Origin of the sequence: Streptomyces sp. NPDC008238, from assembly GCF_042956445.1 — a bacterium.
Lineage (GTDB): Bacteria > Actinomycetota > Actinomycetes > Streptomycetales > Streptomycetaceae > Actinacidiphila.
In genome coordinates, this window is the sequence record NZ_JBIBGK010000002.1 from 467,538 (window position 1) to 494,231 (window position 26,694).

The window sequence follows — 26,694 nt, forward strand, 5'->3', positions numbered from 1 at the left end:
CGGTCCGGTCCTCATCCCTCTTCCGGCGAGGAATCGCTGGCCACGGCGGTGCCGGCGGTCGTCTGGCGGAACAGCCACTCTGCCTTCAGCTCCGAGTAACCGGGCTTGATCACGTCATTGATCATCGCGAGACGTTCATCGAAAGGGATGAAGGCCGACTTCATCGCGTTGACCGTGAACCACTGCATGTCGTCGAGGGTGTAGCCGAACGCGGCCACCAGTTCGGCGAACTCGCGGCTCATGCTCGTACCGCTCATCAGGCGGTTGTCGGTGTTGACCGTGACCCGGAAGTGCAGCCGGCGCAGCAGCCCGATGGGGTGCTGCGCGTACGAGGCCGCCGCGCCGGTCTGCAGGTTGGAGGTGGGGCACATCTCCAGGGGGATGCGCTTGTCGCGCACGTAGTTGGCGAGCCGCCCGAGGGAGACCGAGCCGTCGTCCGCGACCTCGATGTCGTCGATGATGCGCACGCCGTGGCCGAGCCGGTCGGCGCCGCACCACTGCAGGGCCTGCCAGATGGAGGGCAGGCCGAAGGCCTCGCCGGCGTGGATGGTGAAGTGGAAGTTCTCCCGCTGGAGGTACTCGAAGGCGTCGAGGTGGCGGGTGGGCGGGAAGCCGGCCTCGGCGCCCGCGATGTCGAAGCCGACGACGCCCCGGTCGCGGTAGCGGATGGCCAGTTCGGCGATCTCCTGGGAGCGGGCGGCGTGCCGCATCGCGGTGAGCAGGGCGCCCACCCGGATCCGGCCGCCCGCCTCGCGGGCCCGCCGTTCGCCCTCCCGGAAGCCCTCGTTGACGGCCTCCACGACCTCGTCGAGGGAGAGCCCGCGTTCGACGTGGAGTTCGGGGGCGTAGCGCACCTCGGCGTAGACGACGCCGTCCGCGGCGAGGTCCTCCGCACACTCGGCGGCGACCCGGGTGAGCGCCTCGCGGGTCTGCATGACGCCGACCGTGTGCGAGAAGGTCTCCAGGTAGCGCTCCAGCGATCCGGAGTCGGCGGCCTCGCGGAACCAGGTGCCGAGCTTGTCCGGGTCGGTCTCGGGCAGGCCGTCGTAGCCCGAGGTGCGGGCCAGATCGACGACGGTGCCGGGGCGCACGCCGCCGTCGAGGTGGTCATGGAGCAGTACCTTGGGCGCGCGCCGGATCTGCTCGGGCGTGGGGGTGGCCCCCGCAGCGCCCGCGGGGAGGGGGAGCGTGCTTGAGCTCGTCATTTCCGAAACATACCCCCTACGCGCGTAGAACTCTTGGATGATGCTGAATATTGACCTCCTGGCCAGGTCGTGCACACCTTCCCGTCTGCCATGGTTACGCCATGGCTTCGCAAGCTTTACCGGTGCGTGGTGCGCGGTTGGGGAAGAGAGTGACTCCGGGTCTGAACCCGGCGGCCCGGCGGGAGACGGACGAGGAGGCGGTCCGTGCTGCCGTGCTGCTGCTGCCCGGCGGCAGTGCGCTGAGCACCCGCCGGCGCTCGCCCGTGGCCGCCGCGGCGATGGTGCCGCTGGCGCGCCGGCTGGTGCGGGCGGCGGGACGCGGTGAGGGCCTGGCGGTGCACGTCGTGCACTACCGCTTCCGCGGCTGGAACGGCGGTCACGCCCACCCGGCCGAGGACGCGCAGTGGGCGGTCGACGAGGTCGTCCGCCGTTACGGTGACGTACCGGTGTCGCTGGTCGGCATGGACATGGGCGCCCGTGCCGCGCTGCGAGCCGCGGGCCACCCGGCCGTCAACTCCGCGGTCGCCATAGCCCCGTGGCTGCCGGACGGGCCCGAACCCGATCCGGTGAAACAGCTGATAGGCCGCCATGTCCTGATCGTGCACGGCACGAACGACGGCTCCACCCACCCGGACCTCTCCTACCGGCTGGCCGAGCGGGTGAAGAAGGTCAACCGGGACGTGTGCCGCTTCGAGGTGCACACCGACGGCCACCTGCTCCACGACCACCGCTCCGAAGTGGCCTCCCTGACGTCCGACTTCGTCCTCGGCACCCTGCTGGGACGTTCCTTCGCCCGCCCGGTCGCCGACGCGCTGGCCGCCCCTCCCCCGCTCGGCCTGCGCATGCCCCTGGCCTCCGGCTTCGGCCGGTCCCCCCAACTGCGCTGAGCCGTCCGGCGACCCCCGGGCTCACGGCCGCCCGCCCACCCTCCGTTCGACGAGGTCGGCGACCCGGGTGAACCCGGCCACCTCGTCCTCGGGCAGGGCGGCGCCGGGACCGGCCAGGAGGACCGACGCGGCCAGGCGGAACATCAGGGCGCGCAGAAGCAGCTGCGCGCTCTCGGCACCGGGGACGGCCGAGTCCACCAGGTCGTGCGGAGCGCCGTGGTGGAGGAGGCCGTCGACCGCCACGATCGCGTCGGCGTACGCGACGGGTCGCCAGTACGGGGAGAAGTCGATGACCGCGGGGTCCCGGCCGGCCGCGAAGAGGACGTTCCCCGTCAGGTCGCCGTGGATGAGCCGGGCAGGAGCGTCGACCGGTGCGCGGAGCCGCTCCAGCCGGGCGAGCGGCCTCCGGACGTCCGCCGGCATCCACGCCGTGGCCTCCCCCCAGGCGAGGCGATCGGCCACCGCCCACGGATGCCGCCGCGCGTCCAGGTGAGTGGGACGCGGCACATCGCGCAGGGCCTCGTGGAAGGCCCTTCCCGCGGCCAGCAGGGCGGCCCATCTGCCGGCGGGGCCGGGCTCCCCGGGCAGGAACTCGGTCGCCGTCCAGCCTTCGACGACGTGGCCGTCGTCCGCGGAGCGCAGGAACCGCGGCACCCGGAAGCCCCGGCGCCCCCGCAGACGTTCCATCAGCCCCGCGGCCCATGCGGTCTCCGCCGCGTCGGCGCCCGGCTTCAGCACCGCGCCGGCCACCCGGAAGCTCTGCCCCTGGCCTCCTTCGAGCGGCTCGGGCCGGCCGGACAGCCCGAAGGCCTCCAGGACACGCGGGGGCGGCGGGATCGCGCCGGTCGCACGGGGCATGCCCCGTATCCTCCGGGACCGGCGGCGCGGGGCGCATCCGGGTTCCGGGCCGTCCGGCGCGGGCGGCGCCGTCAGGCGGGCAGGAGTTGGCCGCGCCGGCTCAGGAGGAACTTCTTGAACGCGGCGACGGGGGCCGTGTCGGCGTGGCCGCCGAGCCAGGCCACCCCGATCTCGCGGACCGCGCGCGGGGCCGTGACGGTCAGCTCCACGACGCCCGGACGCGGCACGAGCGGGGGAGGCAGCAGGGCCACGCCCAGGCCGGCGGCGACCAGCCCGCGCAGGGTCTCGGCCTCCTCCCCCTCGAAGCCCACCCGCGGGCTGAAGCCCGCCTCCGCGCACAGGGCGTCGGTGATGCGCCGCAGCCCGTACCCGGCCTCCAGGCTCACGAACAGCTCCCCGGAGGCCTCCGCCAGGCGCACCCTGCGGCGGGTCGCGAGCCGGTGGTCGGCGGGGACGACCAGCCGCAGCCGCTGCTCGTCCAGGCGGCGGACGACCAGGTCCGGGGCGTCCGGCACCGGTGAGGTCAGGCAGAGGTCCAGCTCGCCCGCGCGCAGCCCGGCGAGCATCGCCTCGCCGTAGTTCTGCACCAACTGGAAGCGGATCCGCGGGTGGTCGGCGCGGAAGGCGCGCAGCAGCGCCGGTACGGTCTCCGGGCCGAGGGTGTGGAGGAAGCCGAAGGCGACCCGACCCGACTGAGGGTCGGCCGCGGCGCGCACGGACTCCGCCGAGCGCTCCACCTCGCCCAGCGCCCGCTCCACGGAGGCGAGGAAGCCGCGGCCGGCGGGGGTGAGCGAGACCGTACGGCCCTGCCGGGCGAAGAGCGTCACACCCAGGTCGAGTTCGAGCCGGGCCATCGCCCGGCTCAGCGTGGACTGCGGCACGCCCAGCTCACGCGCCGCGCGGGTGACGTGCTCGTGCCGCGCCACGGCGGCGAACTGGGCCAGCCGGGGCGCCAGCACCGCCGCCCAGGACGCGCTGTCCAGCTCCGCCCGCATGTCTGTTGCGTCACGGGACTGCGACGGCGATCGGGCTGACCTCGCTTCATGCACCATGGGAACGATTATGGGCGCCGTGTGCATTGGACGCATGAAACGGGCCAGGCCTAGCGTGAAGACATGCCTCCCGCCGATACGGGGGCGTCCACCATGACACGGCCGGGCGCCGCCTCCTCCGCCTCCTCAGCCGCCACGCTCCGGCCGGGTGAGCCCGGCTACCGCCGCGCCAACCTGGCCCTGTTCGCCGCGGGGCTCGCCACCTTCGCACTGCTCTACTCGACGCAGGCCCTGCTCCCGGCGCTCTCCACGGGGCTGTCCCTGGGTCCGGCCCAGGCCAGCCTCACCGTGTCGGCCACCACCGCCGCGCTGGCGCTGGCCCTGCTGCCGGTGAGCGCGCTCAGCGAGAAGTACGGGCGCACGCCGGTGATGACGGCGTCGGTCTTCAGCGCCTCGGCGCTGGCCCTGGCCGTCCCCTTCGCGCCGGACCTGACCACCCTGGTCGTGCTGCGCGCCGCGCAGGGCGTGGCCCTGGCCGGGCTGCCGGCGACCGCGATGGCGTACCTCGGCGAGGAGATCCACCCCAAGGCCGTCGCCTCGGCGATCGGCCTCTACGTCGCGGGCAACAGCATCGGCGGCATGAGTTCCCGGGTCCTGACCGGCGCCGTGGCACAGGCCTTCGGCTGGCGCGCCGCGCTGTTGGCCGCGGGCGCGATGGCGGTGCTGTGCGCCGTCGCCTTCCGCCTGCTGATCCCCACCGCCCGCAACTTCCGTCCCGGCCCGGTCAGTCCCGTCGCGCTCTGGCACACGGTCACCGGCCACCTGCGCACCCCGCTGCTGCGCCGGCTCTACCTGATCGGGCTGCTGTTCATGGCGGTCTTCGGCGCCGTCTACAACGTGCTGGGCTACCGGCTGGCCGCCGCGCCCTTCGGCCTGACGCAGACCGCGATCGGCCTCATCTTCCTGGTCTACCTGGTCGGCACCGGCGCCTCCGCGGCCTCCGGCGTCCTGCACGGCCGTCTCGGCCGGCGCGGCGCCCTCTACGTCGCCGTGGCGCTGGCCACGGGCGGGCTGCTGCTCACCCTCGCGGGCTCCCTCGCGGCCGTGCTGACGGGTCTGGTGCTCATCACGGCCGGCTTCTTCACCGGGCACTCCATCGCCTCCGGCGCGGTCAGCCGTACCGCCACCACCGGCCGCGCCCAGGCCTCCGCGCTCTACCTGACCGCGTACTACATCGGCAACAGCCTCGGCGGCACCCTCGGCGCCTCCGCCTTCCACTCCGCCGGCTGGAACGGCACCGTCGCCCTGTGCCTGGCCGCCGTCCTGGGCGTCGCGGGCATCACGCTGCACGCGACCCGGCGCGCGGCGGCGGACCGGCGGCTCGCCCTCCCGGCGGGACGAGCGGTCTGACCGGCCGGGAAGCGGAACGGGACCGGTGGAAGTCCACCGGTCCCGTTCCCTGCCGCGGGGCGGCCCCGCTCAGGCGATGCGGTCCAGCACGATCGGGTCCGGCGTGAACGCCGTGCCCGCCGGGGAGATCTCGACGCCGCCGGCGAGGGCCTCCAGCGCGTAGCCGAACTTCTCCGGGGTGTCGGTGTGCAGGGTGAGCAGCGGCCGGCCCTCGGTGACCGTGGCACCCGGCTTGGCGTGCAGCTCGATGCCCGCGCCGGCCTGCACCGGGTCCTCCTTGCGCGCCCGGCCGGCGCCCAGGCGCCAGGCGGCGACACCGACGGCGTAGGCGTCCAGGCCGGTGAGGACACCGGAGCGCTCGGCCGTCACGACGTGCTGCTCGCGCGCGACGGGCAGCGCCGCGTCCGGGTCGCCGCCCTGGGCGGCGATCATGCGGCGCCACACGTCCATGGCGGAGCCGTCGGCGAGCGCCTTGGCCGGGTCGGCGTCCTTCAGGCCGGCCGCGTCGAGCATCTCGCGCGCCAGGGCGAGGGTCAGCTCGACCACGTCGGCCGGGCCGCCGCCCGCCAGCACCTCGACGGACTCACGGACCTCCAGCGCGTTGCCGGCGGTCAGGCCCAGCGGGGTGGACATGCCGGTGAGCAGCGCCACCGTCCGCACCCCGTGGTCGGTGCCCAGCCCCACCATCGTGGAGGCCAGTTCCCGGGCCTGCTCCAGGTTCTTCATGAAGGCGCCGGAGCCGACCTTGACGTCCAGGACGAGCGAGCCCGTGCCCTCGGCGATCTTCTTGGACATGATCGAGGAGGCGATCAGCGGGATCGCCTCGACCGTGCCGGTGACGTCGCGCAGCGCGTACAGCTTCTTGTCGGCCGGGGCGAGGCCGTCGCCCGCGGCGCAGATGACGGCGCCGGTGTCGCCCAGGACCCGCAGCATCTCCTCGTTCGACAGCAGCGCCCGCCAGCCGGGGATGGACTCCAGCTTGTCCAGCGTGCCGCCGGTGTGGCCCAGGCCCCGGCCGGAGAGCTGGGGGACGGCCGCGCCGCACGCCGCGACCAGCGGCGCGAGCGGCAGTGTGATCTTGTCGCCGACGCCACCGGTGGAGTGCTTGTCGGCCGTGGGGCGGGGCAGCGAGGAGAACTCCATGCGCTCGCCGCTGGCGATCATCGCGGCCGTCCAGCGCGCGATCTCGGCCCGGTCCATGCCGTTGAGCAGGATCGCCATGGCGAGCGCGGACATCTGCTCGTCGGCGACCTCACCCTTGGTGTAGGCGTCGATGACCCAGTCGATCTGGTCGTCGCCGAGGCGGCCGCCGTCGCGCTTGGTGCGGATGACGGAAATGGCGTCCATGGTTCACGTACCTTCTTAGCGGTTGATCAGGTCGTCCGGGCCGAACGCGTCGGGGAGGACGTCGCGCATCGTGCGGATGCCGTCGGACATCTCCACCAGCAGTTCGGGGCCGCCGTGCTCCCACAGGAGCTGACGGCAGCGGCCGCACGGCATCAGCTGGTCGCCCTTGCGGTCGACGCAGGTGAAGGCGACGAGCCGGCCGCCGCCGGTGGCGTGCAGGATCGACACCAGGCCGCACTCGGCGCACAGGCCGAGGCCGTAGCTGGCGTTCTCCACGTTGCAGGCCGAGATGACCCGCCCGTCGTCCACCAGCGCGGCAGCGCCGACGGGGAACCGGGAGTACGGGACGTAGGCCCGGGACATGGCGTCCCGGGCCTGCGCCCGCAGGCCTTCCCAGTCGACGTCGTCGACGCCGGCCCGGCCCGCGGTGTCACTCACTTGCCCTGGCCCTTCCGGTACCTCATGCCGTCAGCCTTGGGCATCCGCAGGCGTTGTGCCGACAGGGAGAGCACCAGCAGGGTGACGACGTACGGGGTCGCGCCCACGAACTCGCCGGGCACCTCGTCGGTCAGCAGGTACCAGCCCAGCACCAGCGCGCCGACGACGAGGCTGACGCCGCCCTGCCAGAAGCTCCGCTTCCACAGCTTCCAGGCCGCCAGCAGCACCAGCAGGACCACCAGGAGCAGCAGCAGCGCATGCACCGTGGGACCGCCGTTGCGCAGCTGGAGCGCGTCGGAGTAGCCGAAGAGGCCGGCGCCGGTGGCGAGGCCGCCGACCCGCCAGTTGCCGAAGATCATCGCGGCGAGGCCGATGTAGCCGCGGCCGCCGGTCTGGCCCTCGAGGTAGATGTGCGCGGGCACCATCGCGAGGAAGGCGCCGCCGAGGCCGGCCAGACCGCCGGAGGCGATCACGGCGATGTACTTGTACAGGTACACGTTGACGCCGAGCGACTCGGCCGCGACCGGGTTCTCGCCGCAGGAGCGCAGCCGCAGGCCGAACGGGCTGCGCCACAGCAGGAAGAAGCTGCCGACGAAGAGCACCACCGCGACCAGCGTCAGCGCGGACACGTCGGTGACCAGGCCGCCGAGGATGCCGGCGAGGTCGGAGACGAAGAACCAGCCGTGCTTCTCGATGCTCGCCAGCCCGTCGGACAGCCCGGGGACGTCGAACGACGGCAGGGAGTCGACCGGCGGGGACTGCTTGGGGTTGCCGCCCTTGGTGGCCGCGTCGCCGGTGGAGAACCACAGCTTGGCGAGGTACTGGGTGGCACCCAGCGCCAGGATGTTGATGGCCACGCCGGAGATGATGTGGTCGACGCCGAAGGTGACGGTGGCGACCGCGTGGATCAGGCCGCCGAGCGCACCGCCGACGACACCGGCGAGGACGCCCACCCAGGGGTTGGTCTGCCAGCCGGCCCAGGCACCGAAGAAGGTGCCGAGGATCATCATGCCCTCGAGGCCGATGTTGACGACGCCGGAGCGCTCGGACCACAGGCCGGCGAGGCCGGCCAGGCCGATCGGCACGGCGAGGCCGAGCGCGGCGGTGATCTGGCCCTGGGCGGTGAGCTGGTCCTGGCCGGTGATGATCCGTACCACCGACACCAGCGCGATCGCGGCGGCGATGATCAGCAGGACCACCGGGAAGGAGAGGCGGCCCTTGCGGCCCTTGGACCCTGCGGCCTTGGGAGCCGCGGGCGGCGGGGTCTGGGTCGTCGTGGCGGTCACGCCGTCACCTCCTTCTTGGTGCGGGCCTGGGCGGCGAGCTCCTCGCCGACCTTCTGCTGCTGGCGCTTGAGGCCGTAGCGGCGGACGACCTCGTAGGCGATGACGACGCTCAGGACGATGACGCCCTGCATCACGCCGACGATCTCCTTGTCGTAGCCCTCGAACTCCAGGCGGCCCGAGCCGCGCTCCAGGAAGCCCCACAGCAGCGCGGCCAGCGCGACGCCGACCGGGTTGTTGCGGCCCAGCAGGGCCACCGAGATGCCGGTGAAGCCGATGCCGGCCGGGAAGAGGTCGGCCCCGTAGGCGTGGGTGTCGTTCAGCAGCAGCGGCAGGCCGGTGAGACCGGCCAGGCCGCCGGAGATCAGCATGCTGGTGACGACCATGCGCTTGACGCTGACGCCGCTGGCGGTGGCGGCGCTCTCGGACAGGCCGACGCTGCGCAGGTCGAAGCCGAAGCGGGTGCGGCCCAGCACGAACCAGTAGCCGACGCCGATGATCACGGCGAGCACGACGAAGCCGTAGATCTGGCCGACGTCCTCGCCCATGTCGAAGTTGAACAGGTGGCCGGAGGAGGGCAGCGGCGTGGTCGACACCGAGGTGCCCGCCTCGTCGAGGTGGCCGAGCCGGCCGTCCTTGAGCAGGTAGCCGACGATGGACAGCGCGATCGCGTTCAGCATGATCGTCGCGATGACCTCGCTGACCCCGCGCGAGGTCTTCAGCACACCCGCGATACCGGCCCACATCGCGCCGACGGTCATGGCGACCACGATGATCAGCGGGATCTGCAGGAAGCCCGGCAGCGACACCGCCCCGCCGACGGCCGCGGCGAAGAACGCGCCCAGGCGGTACTGGCCCTCGACACCGATGTTGAACAGGTTCATGCGGAAGCCGACGGCGACCGCGATGCCCGCGATGTAGTACGTGGTCGCCTTGTTGATGATCTCGACCTGGCTGTCGCTCTTGAAGCCGTAGTCGAACATCGTCCCGAAGGCGCCGAACGGCTCCTTGCCCGTGGCGAGCAGCACCAGCGCCGTGATCACGAACGCGGCCACGAGCGCCAGCACGGGGGCGGCGATGGCGAGGAGCACCCGCTCCTTGTCGAACTTCTTCATCGGTCCTCTCCCCCGTGGCCGGCGTCGCCGTCCTCGTGCTCGAGATGGCCGGCGGCCGCGCCGGTCATCGCGGAGCCCAGCTCCTCCGGGGTGATGGTGGCGGGGTCGGCGTCGGCGACCAGGCGGCCGCGGTACATGACGCGCAGGGTGTCGGACAGGCCGATCAGCTCGTCCAGGTCGGCGGAGATCAGCAGCACGGCCAGGCCCTCGCGCCGGGCCTCGCGGATCTGGTCCCAGATCTGGGCCTGGGCGCCGACGTCCACGCCCCGGGTGGGGTGCGCGGCTATCAGCAGCTTGGGCCGGTGGCTCATCTCACGGCCGACGATCAGCTTCTGCTGGTTGCCGCCGGACAGGGACGCGGCGGTCACCTCGATGCCGGGGGTGCGGACGTCGTACTCGCGCACGATCCGCTCGGTGTCGCGGCGGGCCGCGGCCGGGTCGAGGAAGCCGCCCTTGCTGTTGGGGTGCTCGGTGACGTGGCCCAGGATGCGGTTCTCCCAGAGCGGGGCCTCCAGCAGCAGCGCGTGCCGGTGCCGGTCCTCGGGGATGTAGCCGATGCCGCCCTCGCGGCGCCTGCGCGTCGAGAGCTGGGTGATCTCGTCGCCGTCCAGGCCGATCCGGCCCGCGTCGGGCGGCAGGATGCCCATGATCGCCTCGACGAGTTCCGCCTGGCCGTTGCCCTCGACACCCGCGATGCCGAGGACCTCGCCCTTGTGGATGGTGAAGGAGATCCGGTCCAGGACGACGCGCTCGATGCCCTCCAGGTCGGTGTCCGACAGGTGCAGACCGTCGACGGTCAGCATCGGGACGTCGGTGACCGTGGACTCACGGGTCTCCGGCGAAGGCAGCTCGCTGCCGACCATCAGCTCCGCGAGCTGCTTGGGGGTCGTGGTCGCCGGGTCGGCGGAACCGACCGTGGTGCCCCGGCGGATGACGGTGATCTCGTCGGCGACGGAGAGCACCTCGCCCAGCTTGTGGGAGATGAAGATGACCGTCAGGCCCTCGGCCTTGAGCTCGCGCAGGTTGTCGAAGAGCGCGTCGACCTCCTGCGGGACGAGGACCGCGGTCGGCTCGTCGAGGATCAGCGTACGGGCGCCGCGGAAGAGGACCTTCAGGATCTCGACGCGCTGACGGTCGGCGACACCGAGGTCCTCCACCAGGACGTCCGGGCGCACCCCGAGGCCGTAGGCGTCCGAGATCTCCTTGATCTTCGCCCGGGCCCTGCCGCCGATGCCGTACAGCTTCTCGCTGCCGAGGACGACGTTCTCGAGGACGGTGAGGTTGTCAGCGAGCATGAAGTGCTGGTGCACCATGCCGATGCCGCGGACGATGGCGTCGCCCGGGTCGTGGAAGGTGACCCGCTCGCCGTCGACGGTGATGGTGCCCTCGTCCGGCTTCTGCATGCCGTAGAGGATCTTCATCAGCGTCGACTTGCCGGCGCCGTTCTCGCCCACGAGGGCGTGCACCGTGCCACGGCGAACCGTGATGTCGATGTCGTGGTTGGCCACGACACCTGGGAATCGCTTGGTGATGCCGCGGAGCTCCACGGCGTTCTGGCTGGGGGGGCTGGACGCGTCGATGGCGCACTCTCCTCGCGGAAAAGAGCGGGGTGGGCGGGGTGTGGCGAACGTATCGCGAGGAAGGGCTTCTACACGCGTAGCGTTGCCAGATCCATAAGGGGATGAGTCACAACGGATACCGCGTGCGCGACACCCGGCTGAACGCAGGCGCGAGGCCCGGGAAGGGGGGAGCCTGGGCTGTCCCCTCCCGAGCCTCGCGCCCGGCGCTCATGAGAGACCGGACGTCACTTGACGGTCGTCTTGACCTTGATCTCGCCACTCACGATCTTGGTCTTGGCCTCGTCCAGCTGCGACTTGATGTCGTCGATGAAGCCACCGCTGGTGGACAGGCCGACACCGTCCTTGGCCAGGTCGTAGGCGTTGGTGCCGGTCAGCGGGGCACCGTCCTTGACCGACTTGACCGCCTCGTAGACCGCGACGTTCACGTTCTTCAGCGCGGAGGTCAGGATCGAGTCCTTGTACTTGGCCAGACCGGGCTGCTCGTGCTGGTCGGAGTCGACACCGATCGCCCACGTGCCGGACTTGCCGGCGACGGCCTCGATGGCGCCGTTGCCGGAGGAGCCGGCGGCCGAGTAGATCACGTCGATGCCGTTGTCCAGCATGCCCTGCGCGGCGGCCTTGCCCTTGGCGGGGTCGGAGAAGCCGGAGATGTCCGAGCCGGGGGTCAGGTACTGGGTGGTGACCTTGACCTTCGGGTTGGTCGCCTCGACGCCCTGGCGGAAGCCGGCCTCGAACTTGTTGATCAGCGGGATGTCCACGCCACCGATGAAGCCGACCTTGTTGTCCTTGGTCTTCAGGGCGGCGGCGACACCGGCGAGGTAGGAGCTCTGCTCCTCGGTGAAGACGATGCTGTCGACGTTCTTGGCGTCGACGACCGAGTCGACGATCGCGAAGGTCGTCTTGGGGTACTTCTTGGCCGCGGCCGTGATGGACTCGGCGTACGCGAAGCCGACACCGATGACCGGGTTGTAACCCGCGTCGGCCAGGTCCTCCAGGCGCTGCTCGCGGTCGGCCTCGGTGTCCGAGGTCTTCGCGGTCAGCTCCTTCACCTCGACGCCGAAGTCGGCCTTCGCCTTGTCCAGGCCCGCGGCGGCGGAGTCGTTGAACGAGTGGTCACCACGGCCACCCACGTCGTAGGCGACGCCGACCTTCAGCTTGCTGCTGTCGCTGCTGCCGCTGGTGGTGTCACTGTCCTTGGAGCTGCTGCCGCAAGCGGTCGCAGTGAGCGCGAGAGCCGCGGAGGCTATACCCGCGGCGGCGATCTTGGTTACCCGGCGCAAGAGGGTACCCCTTCAACTCTGAGCGCCCCGTCCGGCGCTGGCTTAACCGGAGCTTAACGCGCGTAGATGTCAGGTAAAGGGGGGTTGGCCGCCCGTTATCGGATCGTCGCATTTCGGCCAGGTGACCCGGCCGTGTCGGCCGGGTCACCCACCGTCATGCGAGCAGCGCAGCGGAGGTGAAGAGCTCCACGCCGACCGTGATCGCGCCCTCGTCGACGTCGAAATCACCTTGGTGCAGATCACGCTTCGCCGTGTCCCCGACGGGCCGTACGCCCAGCCTCGCGAGCGCCCCCGGAACCTGCTCCAGGTACCAGGAGAAGTCCTCGCCGCCGAGGCTCTGCTCCGTGTCCTCGACGGTGTGCGCACCGTAGCGGGCCGTCATGGCGTCGCGCAGCAGCTCGGTCGAGTCCGCCTCGTTCACCACCGGCGGCACGCCGCGGTGGTAGGTCAGCTCCCACTTGGCCCGGTACATGGCGGCCACCTGGTCGATCACCTCGTGGACCAGGTCGGGGGCCTCGTGCCAGGCGTTCAGGTCCAGGCAGCGGACCGTGCCCTCCAGCTCGGCGTGCTGCGGGATGACGTTGGCCGCGTGGCCGGCCTCGATGCGGCCCCACACGATGCTCATCCCGGAGCGGGGGTCGATCCGCCGGGCCAGCACGGCCGGCAGCTCGGTGGCCATCTTGGCGGCGGCCGTCACCAGGTCGGTGGTGAGGTGGGGGCGGGCCGTGTGGCCGCCCGCGCCGTCCAGCGAGAGCTCCAGCCGGTCCACGGCCGAGGTGATCGGCCCCTGGCGCAGCCCGATCCGGCCGACCTCCACCTTCGGGTCGCAGTGCAGGGCCAGGATCCGGCCCACGCCGTCCAGCGCGTTCGCCTTGATGGCGTCCAGCGCGCCGCCCGGCATGACCTCCTCGGCCGGCTGGAACACCAGCCGTACCGGACGCCTCAGCTTGCCCTCGCGCTCCAGCTCCGCCAGCACCAGGCCGGCGCCGAGCACCACCGCGGTGTGCACGTCGTGGCCGCAGGCGTGCGCCCGGCCGGGCACGGTCGAGCGGTACTCCACCCGCTTGGTGTCCGGGATCGGCAGCGCGTCGAGGTCCGCGCGCAGCGCCAGTCGCGGACGCTCCGGGTCGGTGGCGCCGATGTCGCACAGCAGACCGGTGCCGCCGGGCATCACGCGCGGCCGCAGACCGGCCTGCTCCAGGCGGGCCTTGATCGCGGCGGTGGTACGGAACTCCTGCCGGCCCAGCTCGGGGTTCATGTGCACGTCCCGCCGGAACGCCACGAGCTCGGCCCGGAGACGCTCGGGCAGTACGCCCAGCAGCGCACCTTCGGGTGCGGCGGGAACTGTGGGCGCCACTGGCACGGGATTTTCGGAGGGTTCGGAGGCTGAGTCGTTCACCTCCGACAGGCTAGACCGCATCTGTGCTCCCGATCACTACATCGCCGTAAATTCATGCCGCGCGAGGAAGAAAAACTCCCCCGTTCGGCGCGTACCCCGCCCCGTACAGGGGTATCAACCTGGTTTATCCCTCGCCACTCCATAGTGGCGCAACGATCGCCCGGCCGCGAGGCAACGCCCTGTGAGCGGCCCGGAACGGCCCAGCCGGACTCGCCGTGGCCCGCGGGCGGCCTACGGACGGCCCGGAGCAAGGGGTGCGCGGCGACACTCCGTGACGGGTTCAGGCCAGGGCGACGGGTGCCTCGGAGGCGGACAGCTCCGGGGAGGGCCGGCGGGGGCCCAGGAGGCGGGCGTAGAGGTCGAGGAGCGGCTCGGACTGCTTCTGCCAGGACCACTCGCGAAGGACGTCCCCGCGCTCGTACGCCTTGCGGTAGCGGCGCGGATTGGTGAGCACGGCGCCCACGGCACGGACGAAGTCGGCGGTGTCCCCGGAGCGAAAGACCTCTCCGTTGCCGATCTCCAGGGTCGGGCGGGCCAGCACGCGGACGTCGCTGACCACCACGGGCAGCCGCGCGTGCGCGTACTCGAAGTAGCGGGCCGGGAGCGCGACCTGCCGGTCGGGGAGGCGGTGCATGGGGAGCACACCGATGTCGGCCGAGGACAGGAAGCGCGGTATCTCCGCGGGCGGCACGTAGGGCAGCACGTGCAGCCGGCGGGCCACGCCCAGCTCGGCGGCGCGGCCGGTGAGGGTGCGGATCCAGGGGTCGTCCGGGTCGGGGACGATCAGCGCGGCGTGCAGGTCGTAGAGCTTGGGCAGCGCGTCGACGACCGTGAGCAGGCCGCCGGCGGGGCCGGCGGAGCCGCTGTGGACCAGCAGCGGGACCTCGGGGGCGAGGTGGCAGCGGTCGCGGACGCCGGGCGGAGGCGGGGAGGGCGGCGGCTCGTGCGCCGGGGTGTTGCGGGCGACGGCCGGGCGCGCGGGCAGCCGGTGGCGCTCGCGGAGGCGGTCCGCGTAGGTGTCGGCGACGGTGACCACCCCGTCGGTGAGCGGTACGTAGCTGCGCTCGTGGGCGTCCCGGGCGACGGCGGCGCGCCGGGTGGCCTCGGCCTTGGCGGTGGTGTCCCAGACCACCTCCACCCGGTGCCCGGTGCCCTCGGCGCGCATCGCGGCCCGCACGGCGGTGCCCAGGGTGCGGTGGCCCAGGGCGTGCACGAGGTGCGGGCGCAGTTCGTCGAGGACCGGGCCGTAGGCGATCTCCAGGTCGAGCAGGAGCGGGTCGAGCCGGCGCCAGCAGCGCTTGCCGAGCAGCAGCCGGGTCGCGGTGGCGGCGGCGCCTTCGAGGGGACCGCCGGGAGTGGCCCGGCGGCGGACCGCGGCGCGGTACTGCGCCGAGCGCACCGCCGTCCAGGCCCGGCGCAGCACGTGCCGGAACCGCCCGCCCGCGTGGACCAGGCGGGCGGCGGCTTTCAGCGGTAAAGGGCGGTGGATCACGTCCAGTTCGGCCCCGCGCGAGGCCAGTAGGGAGGCGTGGGCGGTGAGCAGCGCGGTGCGGTAGGCGTGGGCGTCGGCGCTGCGGTAGGCCAGGACGTGCCGCAGGCCCGGACGGGGGCGCTGCAGCCGCCTGCGGTGGAGCGTCTCGGCGACGGTCACACGGATCAGCCGCACCCCGGCGGGCGCGGTGCCGGCACCGGTGACCGGTGCGTCGGCGGCGCGGCCGATGAGGGTGACGTCGTACCCCGCCGCGGCCGCGGCGGCGGCGACGCGGTGCGCCCGGGAGTCACCGTCGAGCGCGCTGTCCGCGAGGACCGCGATGCGCGGCGCGGACCTCGGTGCCGTTGCCATGGATCAAGACAACCGGGTTCGGGTGACCGCTCGGTGAAGTGGATCTTGCGGTGAGCGGAACGACACCAGCCGCCGGCTCGCGCGCTCTTGCGCGCCCCCGCACTTCAACGCGCCCCGGCGCGGCCGGTTTTCACCCTTGCCACGCCTTTCGGGAGCTTGTCACCGGCCTCCAGACTGGTGTGACGAGGGGAATGGGGTGGGGCGTGTGACATCGCGATACCCGGGCGCCGGGAGCGCGGGCGCCGCCGCGGAAACGGCGGCGTACGGGGCGGACGACGGGGGTGTGGACGACGGAGGCGCGGACGGCCGGGGCGCTGACGCGGTGCCGCCGCCCCGCCCCGCGCACGCGCCGCGGGACCCGCGGGGGGTGTCCGCGACGCCGTACGGGGCCGAGGAGGACTGGAGCGCGTCGACCCGCTACATGTGTGCGGGGGCGCGCCTGGACGAGGGGTTCGCGCGCCGGGTGGTGCACGAACTGCGTCACGAGCGCTACCGGGCCTGCGCCCCTTCGTACGGGGTCGACCTCGACCGGGTCGGCGCCCACGCCGAGCAGACCCTGCGCGACCTGCGCAAGCGGGACCTGGCCGTCGGCGCCGCCTTCGTCCTGGCGCTGCTGGTCGCCCCCGTGACCACGCTCGCCTACTGGCTGGCGACCGCCTTCCTGCCCGGTGGCGCGCAGACGGGCCCCGTGGTGCCGGGACGGGTCCGCGTCCGGGAGGGCCGGCGCGACCCGGCCGTCATCACGGTGCTGCGGGCCCTTGCGGTGCCGCTCGCCGTCCTGGCGGCGGCCGCGTGGGCTGGGCGCCCTGGTGCCGTTCTGGCCGGGCGCCGGACCGGTGGTGACCTTCCTGCTGACGCTGGTGCTGCTGGTCGGCTGCCCCTGGCTGTTCACCTGGGAGCAGCGCAACGCGGCCTGGAAGGCCGTTCGCGAGCAGCTCACCCGGGAGGCCTTCGGCTCCCCCGCGCAGGAGCCGCCCCGGGACCCGGAGGCGGCGGGGCTGCCGCAGTCCTCCGTGGGCGGCGACGCGAACCTGGTCGTCTACAGCGGCTACCGGCCCTTCGTGGGGGCGGGCGACGAGGTCACCTCGTGGTCCTTCGCGATGCGCCTCATCCCCGAGGGCCACGAGGGGCTCCGGGCAGGAGCCGCCCCCGGTGCCCTTCGACACGGCCGCCCTGATCCGGCGGACGGCCGACGACCTGGACGCCCTGCCCGCGGCCGCGGCCTCCCCGGTGGACCGGATCCCCGGCCTGGAGGTCACGGAGAAGGTCTTCGTCCACGGCACGGAGCTGCGGCAGAACGCCCTCTTCGGGGAGGCGGTGTTCTGGCCCGGCGCCGCGGGCCGGTGGCCGCCCGAGGACAGGCCGGCCGACCAGCTCTCCTCGGAGCGCATCGCCGCGGCCCGGGGCGTCGTCGACGGCCCCGTGCGGCACTGCCTGGCCGCGCAGGTCCGCAGCTGGGGGACGGACCTGGTGCTGTCGGTCTTCGTCCAGACCGCGGTGAGCGGGGCGACGCTGTATGTGCAGGCCGACACCCTGGTGCTGACCCCGGTCCGGGAGGCCTACCGGGTCGCCGACTCCGTCTCCCGCCCCGGGGAGGCCGAGGAGACGGCGCCCGGGCTCGCCGAGGCGCTGCTGCTCAGCCGCTCGGTGCTGATGTCCGCGCTGCCGAACGCCTGTGCCGAGCTGCGCGCCCCGGCCCGCCGCGAACGGGCCCTGCAGGCGCAGCGGACGGCCGTCGCCGGCGACCGTCGCCACGACTTCGGGGCCCGGATCAGCCTGCGCGAGCTGGCCTCCTCGCACGCCTACCGCGACTTCTTCCAGAAGGTGGACGTCACGCGCATCGGCAAGCAGATCGAGCTGCAGATCCTCGGGACGCTCGCCGAGTTCCTCGCCGAACACGGCCTGGACCGGGGGGACCTGACGCGGCACCGGAACGTCATCCTCAACCAGGGGATCATGATGACCGGCGGCTCCATGAGCGGCAGCATCGCGGCGGGCTCCGGCGCCGCGGCCGTCTCCACCGGCGGCCCGCCCCTGACCGGTGCGGGCGGCACGGGGAGCGCGGCATGACCCCCCGGGATCCGGCTCCGCGGATCAACCACGGCATCGTGATCGGGGGCGACGCCCGGGTCACCGGCTCCGCCCTGGCCGCCGGGCACGGGGCGTTCGCACACAGGGGCGGCGCGGACGACGGGACGCTGCGCGCGGCGCTGGCCGCGATCGGCGAACTGCGCCGCCGCCTGGACGGGTTGGAGGGCGCCGACGCCGCCCGGGAGGAGGCCGACGCCCTGGCGGAGGACCTCAGGGCGGCGGAGCCCGGGGGTGTGGACGGGCGCCGGGTGGGCGAGCGGCTGACCCGGCTGCGGGCCCTCGTCGGCGACGCCACCGCGCTCACCGGGCTGGTCACCGCGGTCCACGAGAGCGTACGCGCGGTCACCGGTGGGTGAGCGGCCACGCCGTGGACGGTCGGCGGCGGCGATGGCGCTGTGCTGCGCCGCGATGGCGTCGGCGTGCTCGCTGCCGGGCGCGGGAGAGGGGTCGGGCGGGTCCGCCGAAGGACCGCGCACGACGGCCGTGTTCGCCCCGCGCGAGGCCGTGGACGCGGCACGGCTGCGGCAGATCGCCGGCCTCATGGCACAGCGCGCGGAGGGCTTCGGCTACGAGGACGTCACCGCGGAGGCCGACGCCGGCCGGGTCACGGTCTCCCTGCGCGGGGGGAGCGAGCGGGAGATCGCCTCGCTGGGGAAGCCCGCGGTCCTGGTCTTCCGGCCGGTGGTGATGCTGGAGGCCTCCGGCCGCGGCTCGCCCGCGCCACCGCCGGGGTCCACGGGCGGCTCCGGCGGCACCTCGGTGCCCGGCGGCGCGGAGTACGCCGCCCTGGACTGCTCGGTGCCGGCCCAGCGGGCCGAGCACCGGCGGGGCACCACGGACCGGGCCGTCGCCTGCGCCGAGCGGGCCGAGAGCGGTGCCTGGACGAAGTACCTGCTCGGGCCGGTGGCCCTGGGCGGCACCGACATCAGTGACGCGGAGGCCGTGCTGGACACGCAGAACGCCGCCGGCTGGCAGGTCCGGCTGACCTTCGGCAGCGGCGGCGCGCGGAAGTTCGCCGACCTCACCAGGAGCCTGGCGTCCCGGCTGAGCCCGGCCAACCAGTGCGCGATGGCGGCTCGACGGCGCCGTGCTGTCGGCGCCGCTGGTCAGCTCGGCCATCACCGGCGGCACAGCCGTCATCGCCGGCAACTACACCCGCAGCTCCGCCGGCCGGCTGGCCGCCCAGCTGAGCAGCGGCAGCCTGCCGACGGAGATGGAGGTCGTCTCCGTCACGCGCTGACCCCCCGGCGGTTCCGGTCGACTGAAGCCGGCGAGCCGGGTTCAGTTGACCGGGACCGTGCCCGAGGCCACCGAGGCCAGGCCGTGCAGGTCGCGGGCGCTGCCCGTGATCCCGGACAGGAAGCTCTGGGCCCGGGGCGAGGCCTTGTCGGTCAGCCACTCCGGGTCGACGTCGCAGACCGTGATCCTGACGCCGGTGCCCTCCAGGGCGAGCGGCAGGGTGTGCACGACCGTGGAGGGGAAGCTCAGGATCGTGTGGCCGATCGGGCCACGACGCGCGATCAGTTCCAGCGGCAGGTCGGGCCGCACGATCTGCAGCCCGGTCTCCACCGACAGCCGGTGCAGCTTGTCGGCGCTCTCCCGGCGGTGCGCGAAGTAGCGGGTGGCGCCGTGCGCCCGGGTCAGGGCCGCGACGGCGGTCAGGTAGCGCTCGGGATCGACGACCCCGGTCTCCACCAGGGAGGTGCCGACGATGTCGGTGCCGGCGCTGACCCTGGGCGGCCCGAACCGCGCCCGGGTCCAGGCGAAGCGGTTGGTCCGCAACGCCATCCCGGGAGGAGGCGAGGCGGGCATCGAGCTGAACAGCTCGACACGCCTTCCGGCGCCGGGGGTGAGACGGCGCCGGGCGGCCGAGGCGAAGACGCCGAAGGCCGCGTCCGCCGGCGAGAGCCGGCGGCCGCTGCGGTGCCAGCGGACGAGCCGGGCACCCCGGGTGAGGAGTTCGGTGAACTCCATGGTCGCCGTGCCGTCGTCCACGACGGTGATCTCCTTCGCCCGGCTGAGCGGCAGGAGCACCTGCACCAGCCGGGAGAAGGGGTCACCCAGGACGATCCGACGCGCGGCCCGCAGGGCCGGCATCAGCTCGGCGGCGGTGCGCAGCAACGAGCCCCGGGAGGAACGGGCCTCGCACCAGCGCACGGTGATGCCCTCGTCCATCGCCAGTTCCGTCATGCGACGGAGCTGGCCACGCGTCATGGGGTCACGCGGGGCGAGGGCGACGATGGTGAGCGGCCGCCCGGACGCCACCGGGCCCGGGACGGCCGTGACCGTCCCGGGCCGCGGTGTGGGCACCGCGGGCGGGTGAACATGCGCCCACTCCAGCACGTTGAGCAGCTGAACGGGGCTCTCTACGAGTGCCAGAGTGCCGCTGTCGCCCATGGGTCAGGCCGACACCGTCTCGGCCTCGGCGGCGGCGGCCGCCTGGGCCGCCTCCTGCTCGGCGATGACGCCGGGCACGCGGCGCAGCTTCTTCATCGGGCCGAGCTCGCCCTCGTAGACCTTCTTGACACCGTCGCCGAGCGCCTGCTCGATGATGCGGATGTCGCGGACCAGGCGGTCCAGGCCCTGCGGCTCGACGGACGCGGCCTGGTCCGAGCCCCAGTTGGCACGGTCGAGGGTGATGTGGCGCTCGACGAAGACGGCGCCCAGGGCGACGGCCGCGAGGGTGGTCTGCAGGCCGATCTCGTGGCCGGAGTAGCCGACCGGCACGTTCGGGAACTCGTTCTGCAGGGTGTTGATCATCCGCAGGTTGAGCTCCTCGTGCTTCGCCGGGTAGGTCGACGTGGCGTGGCACAGGATGATGTTCTCGCTGCCGAGCACCTCCACCGCGTGGCGGATCTGCTTCGGGGTCGACATGCCGGTCGAGAGGATGACCGTCTTGCCGGTGGCGCGCAGGGCGCGCAGCAGCTCGTCGTCGGTCAGCGAGGCCGAGGCGACCTTGTGGACCCGGACGTTCTCGAACTTCTCCAGGAACGCGACCGAGGGGACGTCCCACGGGGAGGCGAACCAGTCGATGCCCTTCTTGGTGCAGTACTCGTCGATCGCGCGGTACTCGTCCTCACCGAACTCCACCTTGTGGCGGTAGTCGATGTAGGTCATGCGGCCCCAGGGGGTGTCGCGCTCGATGTCCCACTGGTCGCGCGGGGTGCAGATCTCCGGAGTGCGCTTCTGGAACTTCACACCGTCGGCGCCGGCCTCCACGGCCGCGTCGATCAGGGCGAAGGCGTCCTCGAGGGAGCCGTTGTGGTTGATGCCGATCTCGCCGGTGACGTAGACGGGCTGGCCGGGGCCGACCAGGCGGTCGCCGATCGGACGAAGGCGGGCGTTGGTGGTGGTCACTGCGAGAGTTCCCTTCGGGAAAGTGAGGGGCCGAGGATCCACGAGGCGATCTCGCGGATAGCTCCGCTTCCTCCGGGCGTTGCGGTGATGGAGCGGGCGGCGTCCTTGACGATGTCGTGCGCGTTGGCGACGGCCGTGGGCCAGCCGACGAGCGCGAAACAGCCGAGGTCGTTGACGTCGTTGCCGACGTACAGGACCCGCTCGGGGGCGATTCCCTGCTCCTCGCACCACTGCTTGAGTGCGAGGTCCTTGCGGTCGATGCCGTGGAGCACGGGGACCTTGAGCTTGCGGGCCCGCGCGGCGACGACCGGGTTGGTCTCCGTGGACAGGATCAGGACGGGCAGGCCGTTGTCGCGCAGGGCGGCGATCCCGAGTCCGTCACCGCGGTGCACGGTGACGGCCTCGCGTCCTTCGGAGTCGACCAGCACCGTGTCGTCGGTCTGGGTGCCGTCGAAGTCGAGTACGACCGCGTCGACGTCGTCGCGGGTCGGGCGCGCCGGCGCCTCGGGGGCGGCGTCCGCGGCGGGGTCGAGCAGCGGGGCCAGGGCGCGGGCGCGAGCCAGGTCGTCCGGCTCGTCGACCTCCAGGACCTTGGCCGGGTCGGTGCGCACCAGCGCGGTGTGGCCGAAGAAGCGGTGCTTGGCCTCGCGGAAGCCCGGGACGCGCATCGCGTAGGCGGCGCCGGTCTCCAGCAGGTCCTGCGGCCGGTCCTGGCGGCGCGGGCGGTGGGCCTTGTCGTGGTTGACGCCGTAGCCGCCGGTCGCGGCGGCCACCGTCGTACGGGCCCGGCCGCCCTCGGCGGCCTCGTCGGCGGCCGCGGCGGCGGCGCCGATCTGGTCGGCGGCGTCGCGCCAGATGAAGCCGTGGAAGGGGGCCACGGTCACGGCGGTGTCCGCGCCGTCCTCGACGACCGCGGCGGCCACGCCGTTGACGTCCTCGGTGGTGATGAACGGGCTGGTGCACTGGACGAGCAGCACCACGTCGGCGCCGCGGCCGGTCATCGCCTCGTGCGCGTCCATCGCGTGCAGGACCGCGGCCTCGCTGGTCGCGGTGTCCCCGGCGATGGCTGCCGGTCGCAGGACGACCTCGGCGCCGGCGGTGCGGGCCGCGTCGGCGATGGCGGGGTCGTCGGTGGAGACGACGACGTCGGTGACCAGCCCGGCCTCGGTGCAGGCCCGCACGGCGCGGGCGACCAGCGGCACGCCGCCGACCGTGGCCAGGTTCTTGCCGGGTACGCCCTTCGAGCCGCCGCGGGCGGGAATGACGGCCAACACCGTTGGCATGGTGGCTCCTTGCGATTTGGGGTGCGGGTTCACAGCTGCCCCCACCTGCGGATCACGGGCGCGACGCGCTGCACGCCCTGGCGGTACGCGGCACGCGCGGAGTTGCGCGCGATGTCGCGCACGGCCCGGCGCAGCGGACTGGGCTCGGTGGGCTCGGTCGCGGCGCCCGGCAGGGGCTCGCCCTTGGGGTCGAGGCCGTGGCGGGCGAGGACGCCGGGCAGGTAACCGGGCGCGGTGGTGGTCGTGTAGTACGGCGCCAGCGGCGGGAGCACGGGGGCGGCGGCCAGTGCCGTGACGCGCTCGCGCACGGTACGGAAGGGGTCGCCGCCGGAGGCGATGCCCTGGGCGCGGGCCCACTCGGGGTGCACCCTCGGCACGTCGCCGGAGTCGATCTGGTCCCAGGAGGCGTAGGCGCCGGAACCGAGGAAGTGGTGGTTGCCCAGCGCCTCGCGGATGCCGAGATCGGTGAGGACGGCCGTGGGGATGCCGCGGTGCATGGACTCCAGCGCCGCCGTGGAGCTCACCGTGACCAGCAGGTCGGTGCGGTCCAGGACCTCGCCCATGTGCCCGTAGACGAGCTTGAGGTTCTTCGGCGGGTCCAGCTTGGACACCAGCTTCTGGTACGGCTGTTCCTCGATGTGCGTGGTGTGCTCACCGGGCTTGCTGCGCAGCTTGACCAGGACCTCGCGCTCCGGGTGGAAGCGCGCGTGGTCCACCGCGCGGCGCAGCAGGTACGTACGGTCCTTGCGGCTGTCCGGCACGGAGGGCTGGACGGCGAAGACCACGGTGAAGGGGCGGTCCGCGGAGGACTCGTAGGGCTTGCCCTCCAGGAAGGGCAGGGCGGTCTCGACGATCGTCCCGGCGTCCGTGCCGACGCCCTCGTAGACCTCGCGGAAGCGCCGCGCGTCGTGGGCGCTGTTGGCGAGCACCGCGTCGGCGCCGGCCCGCAGCAGGAGCCCGTCGGCGAGCTTCTCGTAGACGACCCCGACGTAGCCGGTCACGACGACCGGACGGCGGGGGGTGCCCTGCCACGCGCGGGCGAGTCCGTGCAGCATGGCCTGGACGGAGCCGCCGACGCAGGAGAGCACGACCACGTCCGCCGTGTCACGGGAGGTCCCGGCCAGGAACTGTGCCGCGGTGACCTCGCGCATCGAGTCCGCGGGGATGCCGACCTCCGCGAGCTGGCGCTCGGTCGGGGTCGCCCGGCCACGGAGCAGGCGGGCGTCGAGCCGCGCCTCCGGGGCGATGCGGCGCGCCGTCAGCGCACCCCATTTCCATCGGGTGTCCGAGTCGGCGAGGACGGTGACCCTCATCGGGTCGGCGGTACTTGCTGGCACGCCGCAGACGGTAGGAATGCATTCCGAGCGGGTCTCCAACGCAACGCCAACGGACGGTTAACAACACGCCGCCGAATGAAGAATCGGCCGCCCCCGGCACCGGATTCATGATTCCGACATCTCCCGTTCACCTCGGGGTGGGGGAGGCGTCAGGGCGGGGGACGAGCCACCCCATAGGGTGCGCGACGTGGTTAAGCTCTCCGTCATCGTCCCGTTCTACAACGTGCAGGCTTTTGCTCCTGACATGTTGAGGAGCCTCCGCGCGAATGCCCGCGCGGATTTCGAGTTCATTCTCGTGAACGACTGCGCAACGGACGACACCCCCGGGATCCTCGAACGCGCGCTGCCCGACCTGCCCGGGGCGATACTCGTCTCCCACGAGCGCAACGGCGGGCTCGCCACCGCCCGCAACACGGGCATCGACGCCGCCCGGGGCGAGTACCTGACCTTCCTGGACGGCGACGACTGGCTGGCCGAGGGCTACCTCCCGCGCCTGCTGGAGGCCATCGAGACCCTCGGCACCGACTTCGTGCGCACCGACCACGTCGTCTCGCACGGGCGCCGGCGCACCGTCGCCCGGGTGCCGCACGGCCGTCGCGGGGTCGCCCTCGACCCGCGCCAGGCGATCCTCCCGGCCGACCGCACGACCTCGGTGGACTACCCGTACGCCTGGGCCGGCATCTACCACCGGCGGCTGGTCGACGCGGGGCTGCTGCACTTCCCCGACGGGCTGCGCACCGCCGAGGACCGGCCGTGGATCTGGCGGCTGCACCGCGAGGCGAAGTCCTTCGCGGTCGTCGGCCTGCTGGGCGTCTTCTACCGGCGCGGGGTGGCCACCTCGCTCACGCAGATCGGCGACGTCCGGCAGCTGGACTTCATCCGCTCCTTCGACCAGGTCCTCGCCGAGACCGCGGCGGACCCCGACGCGGACCGCTTCCTGCCCAAGGCGGTGCGCACCTACTGCGCGGTGATCGCGCACCACCTGGGCGCCATGGGCCGCTACGAGCCCCGGGTCGCGCGCAGGCTGAAGGCGCTGAGCGCGGCGGCCCTGAAGCAGATGCCGCAGGACATCCTGAACGAGGCGCTGGACTCGATGGACATGAAGCGCAGCGTGCTGCTGCGCAGGACGCGCAGGCGGCTCGCCGTCGCCGGGGCGGTGGCCGCCTGATGCCCCGCACCCAGCTGTTCCTGGCGTCGACGCTGTTCGGCGCCGCCACGGTGGCGGCCGCGCTGGACGCCGGGCTGTTCGCCCCGGCCGACCGCAGGCTGCTGCTGGTCAGCAACAACGCCGCCGTCCCCGAGATCTCGCCGGCGCTGGACACGGCCCCCGGCTTCGGGGCGCTGCGCTCCCGCTTCGACCGGGTGCTCTCGTGGAACGACACGATCGCCCCGCTGCACCCGTCGGGCTGGTCGCCCCGCCCCGAGGACGTACCGCTGTGGGAGCGCCACCTGCGGCGCCTGTGGGGTCTGGGCCAGGACGAGGTCGAGCTGGTCGTCGAGTCCCTGCACGTCGAGCCGGCCCTGGCGCTGGTGAACGTCTTCCCGGGCGCGCCCGTCGGGGTGTACGCCGACGGCCTCATGGTCTACGGCCCGACCCGGGACAAGCTGGACCCGCTGGTCACGACCCGGGTCGACCGGGTGCTGCACCTGGACCTGGTCCCCGGACTGCGGCCGCTGCTGCTGTCGGAGCACGACGTCCCCGCCGGGCTCGTCCCGGCGGACGCCTTCACCGCGGTCCTCGCGGGGATCGCGGAGCACGACGCGGCCCCGGCCCCGCTCCCCGAGGGCGGCGCGCTGCTGCTCGGCCAGTACCTGTCGGCGCTGGACGTCCTCACCGCCGACGAGGAGGAGGAGCTGCACGTCCGCATGGTGCGCGGAGCCGTCGCGGCGGGTCACCGGACGGTGGTCTTCAAGCCGCACCCGACGGCGCCCGCCCACTGGTCGCGGCGGCTGGAGCGGGAGGCGGAGACCCTGGGCGCGGAGCTGACCGTGGCCGGGGCGTCCGAGCTCGCCGAGGTCCTCTTCCTGCGGACCCGGCCGCGGCTGGTCGCCGGCTGCTTCTCCACCGCGCTGTTCACCGCGTCCGCGGTGTACGGGCTGCCGGTCGCCCGGGTGGGCACGGAGCTGGTGCTGGAGCGGCTGTCGCCGTACCCGAACAGCAATCGCGTGCCCGTCACGATCGCCGACCGCCTCCTGCCGGACCTGGAGGACCCGCAGGCGCTGCAGGCCTGGCGGCCGCCGACGGCGGAGCGGGTCGAACGCGAGCTGGCCTCCCTGGTGCGCGCCGTGGGCTACTGCATGCAGCCCCAGACGTACGCGCACCTGCGGGACGACGCGGTACGCCACCTGACCGACGGCCTGGACGCCGGCACCTGGCGCTACTTCAGGCGGCGCCGGCTGGCGTCGCTGGGGCTGCCGGGGGCGGTGCCGTCCCAGCTGGCGTTCCTGCCGGCCAACCCGGCCGTGCGCCGGGTCGCGCGGCGGATCAAGCGGGTCACGTCACGCCGCTGACCGCGGACGCCGACGCCACCGGGGGCCGGCGCGGACCACCGCGCCGGCCCCTGAGCACGCGGGCCGCCGGAGGGACCGGGCCGCACGCCGCGTCGGGCGCGTGACGACGCGGGCTACCGCGCGGGGTCCGGGGCGAGGGTCGCGGCGATGCCCGCGACGAGGATCCGCAGGCCGGTCTCGAAGCGTGCCTCGTAGTGGTCGAACATCTCCCGTCCGGCCCCTCCACCGCGCACCGGACGCGCCGCTCGACGGCGGGAGGCGGCTCTTCGACGTCCTGCGCGGCCCCCACTTCACCGTGCTGGCGGTCGGCGCCGAGCCGCCCGCGGACCTGCCGGGCTTCGTCCGCACGCACCGCGCCCGGCCCGGCGACCCGGTCCACCGGGAGTACGGCGAGGGCCTGTTCGTCGTCCGCCCGGACGGCTACCTCGGCATCGCCACGCACGACCCGGAGCGCGTCACCGCCTTGCTCGCCCGCTTC

21 protein-coding genes and 2 pseudogenes are annotated in these 26,694 nt (G+C 73.3%); 8 read left to right on the forward strand and 15 right to left on the reverse strand.

Going from position 1 to position 26,694, the window contains the following annotated elements; translation table 11 throughout:
- Nucleotides 1-11: 11 nt before the first annotated feature.
- On the reverse strand, nucleotides 12-1,205 hold the full coding sequence (locus ACFZAU_RS06965) for an adenosine deaminase (protein ID WP_500551370.1): 1,194 nt from the start codon (nucleotides 1,203-1,205) through the stop codon (nucleotides 12-14).
- A 101-nt stretch (nucleotides 1,206-1,306) separates the two neighbouring features.
- On the opposite strand from ACFZAU_RS06965, the gene ACFZAU_RS06970 reads away from it, so the two are divergent.
- The gene (locus ACFZAU_RS06970) at nucleotides 1,307-2,092 is read left to right on the forward strand and encodes an alpha/beta fold hydrolase (protein ID WP_499606622.1); all 786 of its coding nucleotides are present in this window, start codon (nucleotides 1,307-1,309) and stop codon (nucleotides 2,090-2,092) included.
- Between the two features lie 21 nt (nucleotides 2,093-2,113).
- On the opposite strand, the gene ACFZAU_RS06975 is transcribed toward ACFZAU_RS06970, so the two are convergent.
- Together ACFZAU_RS06975 and ACFZAU_RS06980 are read right to left on the reverse strand one after the other, a co-directional pair.
- A complete protein-coding gene (locus tag ACFZAU_RS06975) occupies nucleotides 2,114-2,950 on the reverse strand; it encodes an aminoglycoside phosphotransferase (RefSeq protein ID WP_500551371.1) in 837 nt (278 codons plus the stop codon).
- A gap of 71 nt (nucleotides 2,951-3,021) precedes the next feature.
- On the reverse strand, nucleotides 3,022-4,002 hold the full coding sequence (locus ACFZAU_RS06980; RefSeq protein WP_500551372.1) for a LysR family transcriptional regulator: 981 nt from the start codon (nucleotides 4,000-4,002) through the stop codon (nucleotides 3,022-3,024).
- Nucleotides 4,003-4,065: 63 nt separating this feature from the next.
- On the opposite strand from ACFZAU_RS06980, the gene ACFZAU_RS06985 reads away from it, so the two are divergent.
- Nucleotides 4,066-5,352 carry an MFS transporter gene (locus ACFZAU_RS06985; protein WP_500551373.1) on the forward strand — a complete coding sequence of 429 codons (1,287 nt, stop codon included), beginning with the start codon at nucleotides 4,066-4,068 and terminating at the stop codon, nucleotides 5,350-5,352.
- Between the two features lie 69 nt (nucleotides 5,353-5,421).
- Here the strand turns inward: ACFZAU_RS06985 and ACFZAU_RS06990 are convergent, their stop codons facing one another.
- From ACFZAU_RS06990 to ACFZAU_RS07025, 8 genes are all read right to left on the reverse strand, one after another.
- Entirely contained in the window at nucleotides 5,422-6,699 is a 1,278-nt protein-coding gene (locus ACFZAU_RS06990; protein WP_500551374.1) for a thymidine phosphorylase, read from the reverse strand.
- Between the two features lie 15 nt (nucleotides 6,700-6,714).
- Nucleotides 6,715-7,137 (reverse strand): cytidine deaminase, encoded by a 423-nt coding sequence (locus tag ACFZAU_RS06995; protein WP_500459071.1) that lies wholly within the window; start codon nucleotides 7,135-7,137, stop codon nucleotides 6,715-6,717.
- Nucleotides 7,134-8,423 (reverse strand): ABC transporter permease, encoded by a 1,290-nt coding sequence (locus ACFZAU_RS07000; RefSeq protein WP_500551375.1) that lies wholly within the window; start codon nucleotides 8,421-8,423, stop codon nucleotides 7,134-7,136. The genes ACFZAU_RS06995 and ACFZAU_RS07000 overlap by 4 nt, the downstream gene beginning before the upstream one ends.
- Complete coding sequence (locus ACFZAU_RS07005; RefSeq protein ID WP_500459069.1) at nucleotides 8,420-9,535, reverse strand: ABC transporter permease; 1,116 nt, start codon at nucleotides 9,533-9,535, stop codon at nucleotides 8,420-8,422. The genes ACFZAU_RS07000 and ACFZAU_RS07005 overlap by 4 nt, the downstream gene beginning before the upstream one ends.
- Complete coding sequence (locus ACFZAU_RS07010; protein WP_500551376.1) at nucleotides 9,532-11,082, reverse strand: ABC transporter ATP-binding protein; 1,551 nt, start codon at nucleotides 11,080-11,082, stop codon at nucleotides 9,532-9,534. The genes ACFZAU_RS07005 and ACFZAU_RS07010 overlap by 4 nt, the downstream gene beginning before the upstream one ends.
- A 257-nt stretch (nucleotides 11,083-11,339) precedes the next feature.
- A complete protein-coding gene (locus ACFZAU_RS07015; RefSeq protein ID WP_499606613.1) occupies nucleotides 11,340-12,395 on the reverse strand; it encodes a BMP family lipoprotein in 1,056 nt (351 codons plus the stop codon).
- Between the two features lie 154 nt (nucleotides 12,396-12,549).
- Nucleotides 12,550-13,752, reverse strand: coding sequence for a M20 family metallopeptidase (locus tag ACFZAU_RS07020; protein ID WP_500551377.1), 1,203 nt, complete (start codon nucleotides 13,750-13,752; stop codon nucleotides 12,550-12,552).
- A gap of 322 nt (nucleotides 13,753-14,074) precedes the next feature.
- The gene (locus ACFZAU_RS07025) at nucleotides 14,075-15,637 is read right to left on the reverse strand and encodes a glycosyltransferase (protein ID WP_500551378.1); all 1,563 of its coding nucleotides are present in this window, start codon (nucleotides 15,635-15,637) and stop codon (nucleotides 14,075-14,077) included.
- 1,131 nt (nucleotides 15,638-16,768) lie between these two features.
- On the opposite strand from ACFZAU_RS07025, the pseudogene ACFZAU_RS07030 reads away from it, so the two are divergent.
- The 4 genes and pseudogenes from ACFZAU_RS07030 to ACFZAU_RS07045 all read left to right on the forward strand — a co-directional run.
- Nucleotides 16,769-17,707, forward strand: a pseudogene (locus ACFZAU_RS07030) (AbeC-like domain-containing protein); the annotation flags it as partial.
- Nucleotides 17,704-18,084 (forward strand): hypothetical protein, encoded by a 381-nt coding sequence (locus ACFZAU_RS07035; RefSeq protein WP_500551379.1) that lies wholly within the window; start codon nucleotides 17,704-17,706, stop codon nucleotides 18,082-18,084. The pseudogene ACFZAU_RS07030 and the gene ACFZAU_RS07035, both read left to right, overlap by 4 nt.
- A 331-nt stretch (nucleotides 18,085-18,415) precedes the next feature.
- A pseudogene (locus ACFZAU_RS07040) lies at nucleotides 18,416-18,709 on the forward strand (protein translocase subunit SecD); the annotation flags it as partial.
- A gap of 106 nt (nucleotides 18,710-18,815) precedes the next feature.
- Entirely contained in the window at nucleotides 18,816-18,968 is a 153-nt protein-coding gene (locus tag ACFZAU_RS07045; RefSeq protein ID WP_500551380.1) for a SecDF P1 head subdomain-containing protein, read from the forward strand.
- Nucleotides 18,969-19,009: 41 nt separating this feature from the next.
- Here the strand turns inward: ACFZAU_RS07045 and ACFZAU_RS07050 are convergent, their stop codons facing one another.
- Genes ACFZAU_RS07050 through ACFZAU_RS07065 form a run of 4 tightly spaced genes read right to left on the reverse strand, consistent with a single transcriptional unit; the run spans nucleotide 19,010 to nucleotide 23,705 of the window.
- On the reverse strand, nucleotides 19,010-20,125 hold the full coding sequence (locus tag ACFZAU_RS07050; RefSeq protein WP_500551381.1) for a hypothetical protein: 1,116 nt from the start codon (nucleotides 20,123-20,125) through the stop codon (nucleotides 19,010-19,012).
- Nucleotides 20,126-20,128: 3 nt separating this feature from the next.
- Complete coding sequence (locus tag ACFZAU_RS07055; RefSeq protein ID WP_499606607.1) at nucleotides 20,129-21,085, reverse strand: N-acetylneuraminate synthase family protein; 957 nt, start codon at nucleotides 21,083-21,085, stop codon at nucleotides 20,129-20,131.
- The gene (locus ACFZAU_RS07060) at nucleotides 21,082-22,368 is read right to left on the reverse strand and encodes a cytidylyltransferase domain-containing protein (protein WP_500551382.1); all 1,287 of its coding nucleotides are present in this window, start codon (nucleotides 22,366-22,368) and stop codon (nucleotides 21,082-21,084) included. The genes ACFZAU_RS07055 and ACFZAU_RS07060 overlap by 4 nt, the downstream gene beginning before the upstream one ends.
- A 29-nt stretch (nucleotides 22,369-22,397) precedes the next feature.
- Nucleotides 22,398-23,705: a DUF6716 putative glycosyltransferase gene (locus ACFZAU_RS07065; RefSeq protein ID WP_500551383.1), complete on the reverse strand. Its 1,308-nt coding sequence runs from the start codon at nucleotides 23,703-23,705 to the stop codon at nucleotides 22,398-22,400.
- Nucleotides 23,706-23,892: 187 nt separating this feature from the next.
- Between ACFZAU_RS07065 and ACFZAU_RS07070 the strand changes: the two genes are divergently transcribed.
- Both ACFZAU_RS07070 and ACFZAU_RS07075 read left to right on the forward strand, forming a co-directional pair.
- Nucleotides 23,893-24,873 carry a glycosyltransferase family 2 protein gene (locus ACFZAU_RS07070; RefSeq protein ID WP_500551384.1) on the forward strand — a complete coding sequence of 327 codons (981 nt, stop codon included), beginning with the start codon at nucleotides 23,893-23,895 and terminating at the stop codon, nucleotides 24,871-24,873.
- Nucleotides 24,873-26,216, forward strand: coding sequence for a polysialyltransferase family glycosyltransferase (locus ACFZAU_RS07075; RefSeq protein WP_500551385.1), 1,344 nt, complete (start codon nucleotides 24,873-24,875; stop codon nucleotides 26,214-26,216). Before ACFZAU_RS07070 ends, ACFZAU_RS07075 begins: the two co-directional genes overlap by 1 nt.
- The last annotated feature ends 478 nt before the right edge of the window (nucleotides 26,217-26,694 follow it).

What these genes read in the sequence shown, in the direction of transcription:
- ACFZAU_RS06965 (WP_500551370.1), bottom strand. Translation starts at nt 1,205, where the DNA reads ATGACGAGCTCAAGCACGCTCCCCCTCCCCGCGGGCGCTGCGGGGGCC.
- ACFZAU_RS06970 (WP_499606622.1), top strand. Translation starts at nt 1,307, where the DNA reads ATGGCTTCGCAAGCTTTACCGGTGCGTGGTGCGCGGTTGGGGAAGAGA.
- ACFZAU_RS06975 (WP_500551371.1), bottom strand. Translation starts at nt 2,950, where the DNA reads ATGCCCCGTGCGACCGGCGCGATCCCGCCGCCCCCGCGTGTCCTGGAG.
- ACFZAU_RS06980 (WP_500551372.1), bottom strand. Translation starts at nt 4,002, where the DNA reads ATGGTGCATGAAGCGAGGTCAGCCCGATCGCCGTCGCAGTCCCGTGAC.
- ACFZAU_RS06985 (WP_500551373.1), top strand. Translation starts at nt 4,066, where the DNA reads ATGCCTCCCGCCGATACGGGGGCGTCCACCATGACACGGCCGGGCGCC.
- ACFZAU_RS06990 (WP_500551374.1), bottom strand. Translation starts at nt 6,699, where the DNA reads ATGGACGCCATTTCCGTCATCCGCACCAAGCGCGACGGCGGCCGCCTC.
- ACFZAU_RS07005 (WP_500459069.1), bottom strand. Translation starts at nt 9,535, where the DNA reads ATGAAGAAGTTCGACAAGGAGCGGGTGCTCCTCGCCATCGCCGCCCCC.
- ACFZAU_RS07025 (WP_500551378.1), bottom strand. Translation starts at nt 15,637, where the DNA reads ATGGCAACGGCACCGAGGTCCGCGCCGCGCATCGCGGTCCTCGCGGAC.
- ACFZAU_RS07035 (WP_500551379.1), top strand. Translation starts at nt 17,704, where the DNA reads ATGACCCCCCGGGATCCGGCTCCGCGGATCAACCACGGCATCGTGATC.
- ACFZAU_RS07050 (WP_500551381.1), bottom strand. Translation starts at nt 20,125, where the DNA reads ATGGGCGACAGCGGCACTCTGGCACTCGTAGAGAGCCCCGTTCAGCTG.
- ACFZAU_RS07060 (WP_500551382.1), bottom strand. Translation starts at nt 22,368, where the DNA reads ATGCCAACGGTGTTGGCCGTCATTCCCGCCCGCGGCGGCTCGAAGGGC.
- ACFZAU_RS07075 (WP_500551385.1), top strand. Translation starts at nt 24,873, where the DNA reads ATGCCCCGCACCCAGCTGTTCCTGGCGTCGACGCTGTTCGGCGCCGCC.